The sequence below is a fragment of the Xanthomonas sacchari genome (assembly GCF_024266585.1).
Taxonomy (GTDB): domain Bacteria; phylum Pseudomonadota; class Gammaproteobacteria; order Xanthomonadales; family Xanthomonadaceae; genus Xanthomonas_A; species Xanthomonas_A sacchari_C.
In genome coordinates, this window is sequence record NZ_CP100647.1 from 4,590,424 (window position 1) to 4,603,137 (window position 12,714).

A 12,714-nucleotide genomic window follows, 5' to 3' on the forward strand; every position below is an offset into this window, starting at 1 on the left:
GGCGATGTCCCCCCTCACCCGCATCACCCGCTGCGCGCTGGCCGCCGCGCTGCTGGCCGCCAGCGGTTCGGCCTGGAGTTACGCGGTCAGCAAAGGCACGGTGGTGGACGACCGCGGCAACGCGGTGCAGCTGCGCGGCGTCAACTGGTTCGGCTTCGAAGGCAGCGCGCACACCGTGCACGGCCTGTGGGCGCGCAACTGGAAGGACATGATCACGCAGATGCAGGGCCTGGGCTTCAACGCCGTGCGCCTGCCGTTCTGCCCGCAGACCCTGCGCGGCGTCGCCCCGACCAGCATCGACTACGGCCGCAACCCGGACCTGCAGGGCCTGAGCTCGCTGCAGGTGCTGGACAAGGTGGTCAACGAGTTCAGCAGCCGCGGCATGTACGTGCTGCTGGACCACCACTCGCCCGATTGCCAGGGCATCTCCGAGCTCTGGTACACCGACTCCTACAGCGAGCAGCAGTGGCTCAGCGACCTGACGTTCGTGGCCAAGCGCTACGCGTCGGTGCCGGGCGTGATCGGCATCGACCTGAAGAACGAGCCGAACGGGCGCAACACCTGGGGCACCGGCAACCTCAAGACCGACTGGAACAAGGCGGTCGAGCGCGCCTCGGCGGCGGTGCTGAAGGTGGCGCCGAAGTGGCTGATCGTGGTCGAGGGCATCACCGACAACCCGACCTGCTCCAGCAGCTACGGCTACTGGTGGGGCGGCAACCTGGAACCGCTGACCTGCACCAAGCTCAACGTGCCGGCCAACCGCCTGCTGCTGTCGCCGCACGTGTATGGCCCAGACGTGAACTGGCAGCCCTACTTCGGCGACGGCAGCTTCCCGGCCAACATGCCGGCGATCTGGGAGCGCCAGTTCGGCCAGCTGACCCAGCGCGGCTACGCCATGATGATCGGCGAGTTCGGCGGCAACGAAGGCCGCAACCAGGCGCAGGATCCGGTGCTGCAGAAGGCGCTGATCGACTACCTGATCAAGAAGAACATCCGCAGCGGCTTCTACTGGGCATGGAACCCCAACAGCCGCGACACCGGCGGCGTGCTCGACGACGACTGGACCACCGTGCGCACCGAGAAGATGGTCGGGCTGAAGCGGCTGTGGGGCGACACCAGCGGCACCACGCCGACGCCCACTCCGACGCCGTCGCCCACCCCGGAGCCGACGCCGGAGCCGACCCCGACGCCCACGCCGGCCCCGGGCAGCGCCAGCTTCAGCACCAAGATCATCGTCGACAGCGACTGGAACGCCGGCTACTGCGAACGCGTGCAGGTGACCAACAGCGGCAGCGCCACCGGCAACTGGGCGGTCACCCTGTCCATCAGCGGCACCGTCAACAACCTGTGGAACGCCACCTGGACGCAGTCGGGCACCACGCTCAGCGCCAGCGGCGTGGACTGGAACAAGACCCTGGCCCCCGGCGCCACCGCCGAGTTCGGGTTCTGCGCGGCCCGCTGAGGCGGCACCCGCGCACGGCGCGCTTCGCGCCGTGACCCTGCCAACGGCAGCGTCCCGCGACGCTGCCGTTGGCGTTTCTGTCGCGCGCGCTCGCGCAAACTCGGGCCAAGGCGGCGCCTGCGCCGCGCCTGCCGCACGCAATCGGTGGACAAGCGCGTCTTCTGAAATGGCGATCACGATCGCCGCGGCCACCACTGCCGATCATGGCCGCCAGCATCCGCCCCCTTTGGCTGGCGCATTCCGCACCGGCCGCCATCGGAGCCAACGCGATGAATCGGTCCCTGCATTCCCGCCTCACCCGCTGCCTGCTGGCCGCGACGCTCGTGCTCGCCAGCGGCTCGGCCTGGAGCTACGCCATCCAGCAGGGCAAGGTGGTGGACGACGCCGGCAACGCGGTGCAGCTGCGCGGCGTCAACTGGTTCGGTTTCGAAACCTCCCAGCACATCGTGCACGGCCTGTGGGCGCGCAACTGGAAGGACATGATCACGCAGATGCAGGGCCTGGGCTTCAACGCCGTGCGCCTGCCGTTCTGCCCGCAGACGCTGCGGGCGGTGTCGCCCGGCAGCATCGACTACAGCCGCAACCCGGATCTGCAAGGCCTGAACTCGCTGCAGATCCTCGACAAGGTGATCAACGAACTCAGCAGCCGCGGCATGTACGTGCTGCTCGACCACCACACGCCGGACTGCAACGCCATCTCCGAACTCTGGTACACCGGCAGCTACAGCGAACAGCAATGGCTGGACGATCTGAGCTTCGTCGCCAAGCGCTACGCGTCGGTCCCGGGGGTGATCGGCCTGGACCTGAAGAACGAGCCGCACGGCGCCGCCACCTGGGGCAGCGGCAACGCCGCCACCGACTGGAACAAGGCCGCCGAACGCGCGGCGGCGGCGGTGCTGAAGCTGGCGCCGAACTGGCTGATCGTGGTCGAGGGCATCGCCGACACGTCGACCTGTTCCAGCGGCACCGCGCACTTCTGGGGCGAGAACCTGGAGCCGCTGGCCTGCACCCCGCTGGCCATCCCCGCCAACCGCCTGCTGCTGGCCCCGCACGTATACGGGCCGGACGTGTCCATGCAGTCCTACTTCAGCGCGGCCAACTTCCCGGCCAACATGCCGGCGATCTGGGAGCAGCACTTCGGCCGGTTCGTCCAGGCCGGCCATGCGCTGCTGCTGGGCGAGTTCGGCGGCAAGTACGGCCAGGGCAACCCGCTGGACGTGCAGTGGCAGAACGCGCTGGTCGACTACCTGATCGGCAAGGGCATCCACAGCGGCTTCTACTGGTCGTGGAACCCGAACAGCGGCGACACCGGCGGCATCCTCAACGACGACTGGAGCACGGTGCGCACCGACAAGGTGACCCTGCTGAAGCAGCTGTGGGACGGCGCCGGCAGCGGCAATGCTGGCGGTGGCGGTGGCGGTGGCGGTGACAACGGTGGCGGCGGAACGCCCACGCCGCCGCCGTCCGGCAGCAGCTTCAGCACCAAGGTGCTGGTGGACAGCGACTGGAGCGCCGGCTACTGCAACCGCGTGCAGGTGACCAACACCGGCGGCAGCAGCGGCGACTGGAGCGCCACCCTGTCGATCAGCGGCACCGTCAGCAACCTGTGGAACGCCACCTGGACCCAATCGGGCACCACCCTCAGCGCCAGCGGCGTGGACTGGAACAAGACCCTGGCCCCCGGCGCGACCGCCGAGTTCGGCTTCTGCGCCGCACGCTGAGCGCTCCGCTGCGGCGCTGACGTCACGCGCGCGGCCATTTCCCGGGAATGGCCGCGCGCCATGCCGCCCACCCGGCACGCCCCACGGTGTGCCATCAGTCACGTTCCCGCGGCCGCCGCCGCGCCTCTATGCTGGCGCACTGTCCCACACTCAGGCCCGGCCCATGCTCCGACCCTTGTCGCTGTTGATCTCCAGCATCCTCACCCTCGGCACCGGCGCCGCCCTGGTGGCCGCGCCGCCGGCCCTGGCCGCGGCCGCGCCGAGCCAGGCGACCGCGCCGGAGATCGCCTACACCCGCTTCACCCTGCCCAACGGCCTGACCGTGGTGGTGCACGAGGACCACAAGGCGCCGGTGGTGGCGGTGAGCATCTGGTACCACATCGGCTCGGGCGACGAGCCGGCCGGCAAGACCGGCTTCGCGCACCTGTTCGAGCACCTGATGTTCTCCGGCTCGGAGAACCACAAGGGCACCTACTTCCAGCCGTTCGAGAAGGTCGGCGCCACCGACATGAACGGCACCACCTGGTTCGACCGCACCAACTACTTCGAGACCGTGCCGACCACCGCGCTGGACACCGCGCTGTGGATGGAGTCCGACCGCATGGGCCACCTGCTCGGCGCGATCGGCCAGAAGGAACTGGACACCCAGCGCGGCGTGGTCCAGAACGAGAAGCGCCAGGGCCAGAACCGCCCCTACGGCCGCGTCGACGAAAACATCCTGGCCAACATCTTCCCGGCCAACCATCCCTACCAGCACGACACCATCGGCTCGATGGCCGACCTCGACGCGGCCTCGCTGGACGACGTCAAGCAGTGGTTCCACGACAACTACGGCGCCGCCAACACCACCCTGGTGCTGGCCGGCGACATCACCGTGGCGCAGGCCAAGGCCAAGGCCGAGCAGTACTTCGGCGACATCCCCGCCGGCCGCCCGGTGCCGCGCCAGCAGCCGTGGATCACCCCGCTGGCCAAGCAGACCCGCGGCGTGCAGCACGACCACGTCGCGCAGCCGCGCATCTACCGCACCTGGGTCGCACCGCAGCTGGGCACCGACGACGCGGTGCTGCTGGACCTGGCCACCACCGTGCTCGGCGGCGGCAAGACCAGCCGCCTGTACCAGCGCCTGGTCTACCGCGACAAGCTGGCCGACGACGTCTCCGCCGGCCTGCAGCCCTTCGCCCTGGCCAGCCAGCTGCAGATCACCGCCGACGTGAAGGAAGGCGTGGATCCGGCCAAGGTCGAGGCCGCCATCGCCGACGAACTGCAGAAGTTCCTGGCCGAAGGCCCCACCGCCGACGAACTGCAGCGCGCGCAGATCGGCTACCGCGCCGGCTTCGTGCGCGGCCTGGAGAAGGTCGGCGGCTTCGGCGGCAAGGCCACCGTGCTGGCCGAGGGTCAGGTCTACCGCAACGATCCGGGCGCCTACAAGAAGGACCTGGAGCGCGCGCAGGACGCCACCGTCGCCAGCGTGCGCAAGGCCGCCGACACCTGGTTCGGCAAGGGCGACTACCTGCTGACCGTGCTGCCGGCGCCGGCGGGCTTCGACCCGGCAGCCGAGGACAAGGCGGTCAAGCCGCTGCCGGCGGCCCCGGGCAAGCCCGCGCCGAAGCTGCCGGCGAAGGGCAACTACAGCGTCGGCAAGACCCAGGTGGACCGCGCCGCCGGCGTGCCGGAGACCACCCAATTCCCGAGCCTGAGCTTCCCGCAGCTGCAGCGCGGCAAGCTGAAGAACGGCATCGAGGTGGTGCTGGCCGAACGCCACACCATCCCGGTCACGCAGATCCAGCTGCTGTTCGATGCCGGCTACGCGACCGACCGCGGCAGCAAGCTCGGCACCGCCAACTTCACCGCGGCGCTGATGAACGAAAGCACCCGCAACCTGGATTCGGTGGACGTGGCGCAGCGCCGCCAGCGCCTGGGCGCGATGACCAGCGTGTCCTGCGAACTGGACAGCTGCGACGCCTCGCTCAATGCGCTCAACGACCAGCTGGCGCCGTCGCTGGCGCTGTTCGCCGACATCGTGCGCAACCCCGCGTTCAAGGCCGACGACATCGAGCGCATCCGCGGCCAGTGGCTGGCCTCGATCGCGCAGGAGAAGACCCAGCCGCAGGGCCTGGCGCTGCGCACCCTGCCGCCGCTGCTGTACGGCCCGACCCATCCCTACGGCGTGCCGCTCACCGGTACCGGCACCGAGGCGGCGATCAAGAGCCTGACCGCCAGCGACCTGAGCGCGTTCCAGAACAACTGGCTGCGTCCGGACAACGTGCGCATCCTGGTCGCCGGCGACACCACCCTGGCCAAGATCATCCCGCAGCTGGATGCCGCGTTCGGCGACTGGCAGGCCCCGGCCGGCAAGCGTCCGACCAAGACCCTGCCGCAGGTGGCCGCGCAGCCCAAGCCGCGCGTGTTCCTGATCAATCGCGACGACGCCCCGCAATCGCTGATCCTGGCCGGCCTGCTGGCCCCCTCGACCAAGGCGCCGAACAACCTGGCGATCGGCGTGGCCAACGGCGCCTTCGGCGGCACCTTCACCTCGCGGCTGAACATGAACCTGCGCGAGGACAAGCGCTGGGCCTACGGCGCCAACAGCTTCATGATCGACGCGATCGGCCAGCGCCCGTTCCTGTTCTTCGCTCCGGTGCAGACCGACAAGACCGCCGAATCGGCCGCCGAGATCCTCAAGGAAGCCAAGGCCGTGGTCGGCGACAAGCCGCTGACCGTCGACGAGATCGCCAAGATCAAGGAACAGCGCGTGCGCGCCCTGCCGGGCAGCTTCGAGACCACCGGTGCGGTGCTCGGCGCGATGGAAGGCATCGTCCAGTACGGCCGCCCGGACGACTACGTGCAGACGCTGAAGACGCGCCTGGAAGCGGTCGACCAGCCGGCGGCGGAAGCGGCGATCAAGGAGATCGTGGCGCCGCAGGCGATGACCTGGGTCATCGTCGGCGACCTCAAGCAGATCGAAGCGCCGGTGCGCGCGCTGAAGCTGGGCGAGGTGCAGGTGCTGGACAGCGACGGCCAGCCGATCAAGCGCTGATCGGCCGACACCCGCGCCGCGCTGCGAGGCGATCGCAGCGCGGCGCGGCGCGTGATGCGGCTCACCGCCCTTCGGCGTGCACCGCGTCACGCTTGCGCGCGTGTCCACGCGACATCGCCACGCCCTGCGGTATGGTGCTGCGCCTCGCGATCCGCGCCAGACCCGACGCCGCCCATGACCGATGAAGCCCAGCGCCAGCGTGTCCTCGACAGCTACCGCATCGTCGACAGCCTGCCCGAGGCCGCCTACCAGGACATCGTGCAGATCGCCGCCGCACTGTGCGACACGCCGATCGCCCTGCTGTCGCTGCTGGACCGCGACCGGCAGTGGTTCAAGGCCCGGCTGGGCCTGGAGCCGCCGCAGACCGCGCGCAGCCAGGCGGTGTGCGATCACGCCATCCGCCATCCCGACCGCATGCTCGAGGTCACCGACCTCGCCGACGACCCGCGCTTTTCCGACATGCAGGTGGTGCGCGGCGATACCGGCGCGCGCTTCTATGCCGGCATGCCGCTGGTCACCGAGGACGGCGTCGCGCTGGGCACCGTGTGCGTACTGGACACCGCGCCGCGCCAGCTCACCGACGCCCAGCGCGAGGGCCTGCGCGCGCTGGCGCGCACCGCCATGCGCCTGCTCGACGAACGCCGCCACGCCCTCCAACGCGAGCGCGAGGCGATCCTGCAACCGCACGCCGCCGACGCCCACGGCGCCGGCGCCGACGGCCGTTACCGGGTGGTGATCCTGGAAGTGCAGGAACTGGCCGCGCTGGCCGAGCGGCAGAGCGAACGCCTGCTCGGCAGCAGCCTGCAGCAGCTCGACCGGACCCTGGCCAGCTATGTGCAGGATGGCGGCGCCGACAGCGTCGACCGCGCCACCGAGCATGCCGAGTTCATCGTCATGCTGCATGGCGCCGATGCCGAGCAGAAGCTGCGCGGCCTGCGCGAGATCGCCGCGCGGCAGCAGGCGCTCGGGCTGACCGTGCTGGTCGGCGACGCCCAGGCCGAACGGGCGGACGAGCCGATCGGGCAGGTGTTCCTGCGCGCCGAAGCCGCGCTCAGCGCCGAAAAGGACCGCCAGCGGTCGCAGGCGCCCTGACCCGCGGGCGGACGCCGACCTGCGCGCGCGGCCGCTGGTGGCGCGCTGAACGACCCGCCGCCCCGACCCGGGCGGGTGCTGTGCCGACCATCCGGGAGGCGAAACGCGCCCCCTGCCAGCCCCGCGCTGCAGCCCACGCCGCAGCCGCGGCCCCGTTCTTGCATGCTTCGGGGCGTTGCGGTCCTTCACCGGTGCGAGCCGGGCGGCGCGCGGCCGCCAGGACGGGATCGGCGGCGGCGCAGCCGGGTCCGGCCGCGCGCCCCCCCGCCCCCGCTTCGGTCGTTTACCATGCCGCACGCATCCTGCTCTGGACCCGACATGAGCCATGCCGCTCCTCCCTGCTGCACCCCGCTGCTGAGCCTGTCGCTCGGCCTGTTGCTCGGCACCGCCGATACCGCCATGGCGGAGGCCGCGCCCGCGACGACGCTGACCGCGCCGGCACCGCCGCCGCAGACGCCCGACCTGGCCTACCCGGAACTGTTCCAGGCGGTGCAGCGGCAGGAACTGTTCGACGACCAGAAGCATTTCGTCGACGCGTTGCCGCTGCGCGACCCGGCGCTGATCAACGCCGACTATCTGGCGCAGCGCCAGCAGCCCGGCTTCGACCTGCGCCGCTTCGTCGCCGCCAACTTCGAGGAATCCGGCCCGGTGCAGACCGAGGCGATCCGCCAGGACACCGGCCTGCGCGAGCACATCGACGCGCTGTGGCCGCTGCTGGTGCGCCGCCAGGTCGACGTGCCGGCCTACAGCAGCCTGCTGTCGCTGCCGCACCCCTACGTGGTGCCGGGCGGGCGCTTCCGCGAGGTCTACTACTGGGATTCCTACTTCACCATGCTCGGCCTGGTGGAAAGCGGCGAGCACGAGCGCAGCCGGCAGATGCTGGACAACTTCGCCTACCTGATCGACAGCTACGGGCACATCCCCAACGGCAACCGCACCTACTACCTGAGCCGCTCGCAGCCGCCGTTCTTCTCGCACATGGTGCAGTTGCAGGCCAAGGTCGAGGGCGACGCCGCCTACGCGCGCTACCTGCCGCAGTTGCAGAAGGAATACGCGTACTGGATGGAAGGCGCGCAGACCCTGGCCCCGGGCAGTGCGCATGCGCATGTGGTGCGGCTGGCCGACGGCAGCCTGCTCAACCGTTACTGGGACGCCCGCGACACACCGCGCCCGGAAGCCTGGCTGCACGACGTGCGCACCGCCGCCGAGGCCAAGGACCGCCCCGCCGCCGAGGTGTACCGCGATCTGCGCGCCGGCGCCGAGAGCGGCTGGGACTATTCCAGCCGCTGGCTCGGCGACCGCAAGACCCTGGCCAGCATCCGCACCACCGCCATCGTCCCGGTCGACCTGAACAGCCTGCTCTACCACCTGGAGAGCACCCTGGCCCTGGCCTGCGCCAAGCACCCCGACGCGGCCGGCTGCGACACCGACTATGCCGCCCTGGCCAGCGCGCGCAAGGCGGCCATCGACAAGCACCTGTGGAGCGACGCCGGCTACTACGCCGACTACGACTGGCAGCAGCGGCGGCTGCGCGAGCAGGTGACCGCGGCGGCGCTGTACCCGCTGTTCGTCGGCGCCGCCTCGCCGGCGCGGGCCAAGCGCAGCGCCGACACCGTGCAGGCGCAGTTGCTGCGCCCGGGCGGGGTGGCGACCACGCGCCTGCATACCGGCCAGCAGTGGGACGAGCCCAACGGCTGGGCACCGCTGCAATGGATCGCCGTGGACGGCCTGCGCCGCTACGGCCAGGACGCGCTGGCGCAGCGCATCGGCAGCCGCTTCCTGGCGCGGGTGCAGGCGCTGTTCGCGCAGCAGCACAAGCTGGTGGAGAAGTACGCGGTGGACGCACAGGCCAAGGGCGGCGGCGGCGGCGAGTACGCGCTGCAGGACGGCTTCGGCTGGACCAACGGCGTGACCCTGTTGCTGATGGACCTGTACGCGGCGCCCGTCGCGGCGCCGGCTCCCTCGCATGCCCAGGTGCAGGCGGAACCGGAAGAGGAGGCGTTGGCGCTCTGAGCCGCCGCCGGCGGCACCGCGGCCACGCCGCGGCCGCCTGCACACGCGTCATGGCCAGCGGTAGGCGCCGCAGCTACTGCGCCGGCGTCTCCACGGCGATTCCCATCGCGGCGCGGTAGCGCTGGTACAGCGCCATCACCTTGTCGATGTACTCGCGGGTCTCCGCGTACGGCGGCACGCCGCCGTAGCGCGCCACCGTGCCGATGCCGGCGTTGTAGGCCGCCGCGGCAAGCACCCGGTCGCCTGCGTAGCGGCGCAGCAGCGCGCGCATGTAGCGTGCGCCGCCGGCGATCGACTGGTCGGCCGCGAACGGATCGCGCACGCCGTATTCCTTGGCGACCTCCGGCAGCAGTTGCATCACCCCTTGCGCACCCTTGGGCGAGACCGCGGCGGCGTCGAAGCCGCTTTCGGCATGCGCGATCGCGCGCAGCCACGGCTCGTCCACCCCGGTGGCACGCGCCGCGGCGCGGAACTGCTTGGTGTGCGCCTGCAGTTGCGGCGCCCCGAGCTTGCCCAGGCCAGGGTGCGCGCTCTCGCCGGGCGGGGTCACGGCGGTGAAGCGCAGGTAGGGCCGCGAGCCCGGCAGGTTGCGCGTGGAGTAGACCAGTTGCCCGTCCTGCTCGCGCTCGTACAGGGTGCCGCTGAACACGCCCAGGTTGCCCCACAGATTGGGCGTGGCGATCGCCGCATCGTCCAGTTCCTTCGGCGTGCAGCGCGAGCCCGGCTCCGGCGCGGTGGCCAGGCTGACCGTGCCCTCGCGCACGCAGCGATACACGGTGCGCGCAGACGCGCCGGCGACCACACCGCAGCACAGCAGCAGGCACAGCGCGGCACGGGCAAGCGGCATCGGCGACACCAGCGGACGGGACGGGCGCGCATCATCGCGCAGCGCGCGTCGAGGCGAGTGACGAGCGGTGGTTCGGCACGCTTTCGGCACGCCCCGTGGCAGGAGCGGCTTCAGCCGCGACCCATGACCGAAACCGTGGGTGCCGCCAGACTTCACGCGTCGCGGCTGAAGCCGCTCCCACAAGGACTTTCGATGCGCTGGCTGGGCACTGTGGGAGGGACTTTAGTCCCGACTGCTTCCGAGAACGGATAGCCCGTCTCCTTCGTTCGGCGCGGCTGAAGCCGCTCCTACAGGACGCGTCCCGGCGTCATTAGAGGTGCCCTGATGCCGTTCCTGGAGGACTTGCGACGCGCCGGCCGGGTGCACTGTGGGAGGGACTTCAGTCCCGACTGCTGCCAAGGTCGAATAGCCCACCTCCTCCGCGTTTCGCGGTTAAAGCGGCCACTACCATCGCGCGCCTCCTTCGACCGGCACGCTTACCTACGGTGCGCAGGCCGCCAGCCTCTGATCGGCGTACCACAGCGCACGCCGCGCCAGGTCGTAGGCGCTGTCGGCCTCGCGCGGCAGCAGTTGCTGTGCGCGGATCGGGTCGGCGCCCTTGGCCATCGCGGTTTCCACGTGCAACAGCGCGTCCAGGTGCTCCCGCACCGGCGCCAGCAGGCGCTCGCGCTGCGCCGCCGGGCAGGCGCCGCGGCGTTGCTCCAGCTCGGCCAGGCGCTGGCGGATGCGCCGGCTGGCTTCGCCGTCCAACCCCGGGGCCTTTTCGAACGCGATCGGCGCGGCCTTGTAGGCGTCGCCGGTGGCCTCGCTGCCGAGGTCGCTGGCGCGTTCGTGCAGCGCCGGGTTGAAACGCACGTCCGGCGGCGGTCGCGCCACGGCCGACTGATGCGTGTTCTTGGGCAACAGCTGCTTGATCGCCCCGTCGATCCCCTGCACGGCGACATCGCCGAGGGTGCCGTCGCTGGCCCAGTCCTTGTCGAAACGGGTCGACCGGTAGTCGATCGGGTTGGGCCGTTCGAGCAGGCGCTTGGACTTGGCGACGTCGCGCGGATTGAGCGTCCCTGGCGGCGTGCCCTGCGCCTGCGCGAACGGATCCACCGCCACCCCGTCCGGCAGGCGCGGATGGCCATCGCCGGTATAGAGCGTCGCCGCCATGCCCGTCGTGGCCGCGGCCGCGACGGGCGCGGTCGGCGTCGCCGAGGACGGCAGCGCGGCGGCGGCGGCGCGCGCTTGCCGCGCCGCGGCGGCCATGTGCGCGGCGGGCGAGTGCGCGCGCGCGGCCGCCTGCGGCGGGACCGGCGCACGGCGTGCCGGCTGTCGCGGCAGGAACACCAGGCGCAGCGCATCCTCGGCCGCCGCCCGCGGCGGCGCCGACGGCGCGCCCCACAGCAGGCGCCCCAGCAAGGCCAGGATCATCACGGTCGCCAGTGCCGCCCATAGCTGCAGCCAACGGTCTTGCGCGGGGCGGGCGGTCACGACGGTGGGGGATCCATGGGCAGGCGGCGGTGACGAGTGCGGGGAACGGACCGGTACAGCGTGCTGTGAGTTCCGTTACCGGCGCGTGCCGCCATCCGCCACACGGCGCCACCTGCGGCCGCGGCGTGCGTGCAAGGCCTTGTCGTGCCAGGGATTGCGCCCGCACATGCGGAAAACGGCTAAGGTGACGCGCCCCGCCGGCGCGACAGCCGGCGTACAGCCAGCGGGCACCGATGCCCGCCCTGCCGCAGGAGAACCGCATGACCCGACGCCTGGCCGCCGGCCTGCTCGGCGCCGCCCTGGCGCTGCCCGCGCACGCCGCGCCCTCGCACCTGGACAGCGTGCTGCAACGCGGCGCGCTGCGCGTGTGCACCACCGGCGACTACGCGCCCTACAGCCGGCTGCGCGCCGACGGCAGCTACGAAGGCATCGACATCGCCCTGGCGCAATCGCTGGCCGACAGCCTGGAGGTGAAGCTGCAGTGGGTGCCCACGCGCTGGCCGACGCTGCTGCCGGACCTGCGCGCCGACCGCTGCGACATCGCCGTCGGCGGCATCTCGGTGTCGCTGCCGCGGCAGCGCCAGGCCTGGTTCAGTGCGGTGCTGGAGGTCGACGGCAAGATTCCACTGGTGCGCTGCGCCGACCGCGCGCGCTACCGCGACATCGCCCGGATCGACCGCCCCGAGGTGCGGGTGATCGAACCGCGCGGCGGCACCAACGAGGCCTTCGCCCGACGCGAACTGCCGCATGCGCAGCTGATCCTGTCCGACGACAACCCGGCCATCTTCCGCGACCTGCGCGAGGGCCGCGCCGACGTCATGATCACCGACGCCTCCGAAGCGCGCTTCCAGCAGCGCCAGGTGCCCGGCCTGTGCGCGGTGGCGCCAAAGCAACCGCTGCAGTACAGCGAAAAGGCGTTCCTGCTGCCGCGCGACGATGTGGCCTGGAAGGCCTACGTCGACCAATGGCTGCACCTGAGCAAGGCCAGCGGCGCCTATGCGCGGGTCGTGGCCGCGTGGCTGGGCGAGGCGGAACCGACGCCGTAGACCTCCCGCCGGCCCACGCA

The 12,714-nt window shown here is 71.3% G+C and carries 8 protein-coding genes; 6 read left to right on the forward strand and 2 right to left on the reverse strand.

All coding sequences use genetic code 11. From position 1 onward, the window contains the following. The first annotated feature begins 4 nt into the window (after positions 1 to 4). The 5 genes from NKJ47_RS19355 (at position 5) to treA (ending at position 9,325) form a co-directional block, all read left to right on the forward strand. Positions 5 to 1,462 carry a cellulase family glycosylhydrolase gene (locus NKJ47_RS19355; RefSeq protein ID WP_254459352.1) on the forward strand — a complete coding sequence of 486 codons (1,458 nt, stop codon included), beginning with the start codon at positions 5 to 7 and terminating at the stop codon, positions 1,460 to 1,462. 269 nt (positions 1,463 to 1,731) lie between these two features. Then, positions 1,732 to 3,183, forward strand: a complete 1,452-nt coding sequence (locus NKJ47_RS19360) for a cellulase family glycosylhydrolase (RefSeq protein ID WP_254459353.1) — start codon at positions 1,732 to 1,734, stop codon at positions 3,181 to 3,183. 163 nt (positions 3,184 to 3,346) lie between these two features. Then, positions 3,347 to 6,220, forward strand: a complete 2,874-nt coding sequence (locus NKJ47_RS19365) for a M16 family metallopeptidase (RefSeq protein ID WP_254459354.1) — start codon at positions 3,347 to 3,349, stop codon at positions 6,218 to 6,220. A gap of 174 nt (positions 6,221 to 6,394) precedes the next feature. Next, positions 6,395 to 7,312 carry a GAF domain-containing protein gene (locus tag NKJ47_RS19370; protein WP_254459355.1) on the forward strand — a complete coding sequence of 306 codons (918 nt, stop codon included), beginning with the start codon at positions 6,395 to 6,397 and terminating at the stop codon, positions 7,310 to 7,312. A 318-nt stretch (positions 7,313 to 7,630) separates the two neighbouring features. Continuing rightward, the gene (gene treA, locus NKJ47_RS19375) at positions 7,631 to 9,325 is read left to right on the forward strand and encodes an alpha,alpha-trehalase TreA (RefSeq protein WP_254459356.1); all 1,695 of its coding nucleotides are present in this window, start codon (positions 7,631 to 7,633) and stop codon (positions 9,323 to 9,325) included. 73 nt (positions 9,326 to 9,398) lie between these two features. On the opposite strand, the gene NKJ47_RS19380 is transcribed toward treA, so the two are convergent. Continuing rightward, entirely contained in the window at positions 9,399 to 10,172 is a 774-nt protein-coding gene (locus tag NKJ47_RS19380; protein WP_254459357.1) for a lytic transglycosylase domain-containing protein, read from the reverse strand. A gap of 480 nt (positions 10,173 to 10,652) precedes the next feature. After that, positions 10,653 to 11,588, reverse strand: coding sequence for a hypothetical protein (locus tag NKJ47_RS19385; RefSeq protein ID WP_429002553.1), 936 nt, complete (start codon positions 11,586 to 11,588; stop codon positions 10,653 to 10,655). Positions 11,589 to 11,908: 320 nt separating this feature from the next. On the opposite strand from NKJ47_RS19385, the gene NKJ47_RS19390 reads away from it, so the two are divergent. Then, complete coding sequence (locus tag NKJ47_RS19390; protein ID WP_254459359.1) at positions 11,909 to 12,694, forward strand: transporter substrate-binding domain-containing protein; 786 nt, start codon at positions 11,909 to 11,911, stop codon at positions 12,692 to 12,694. Positions 12,695 to 12,714: the final 20 nt, after the last annotated feature.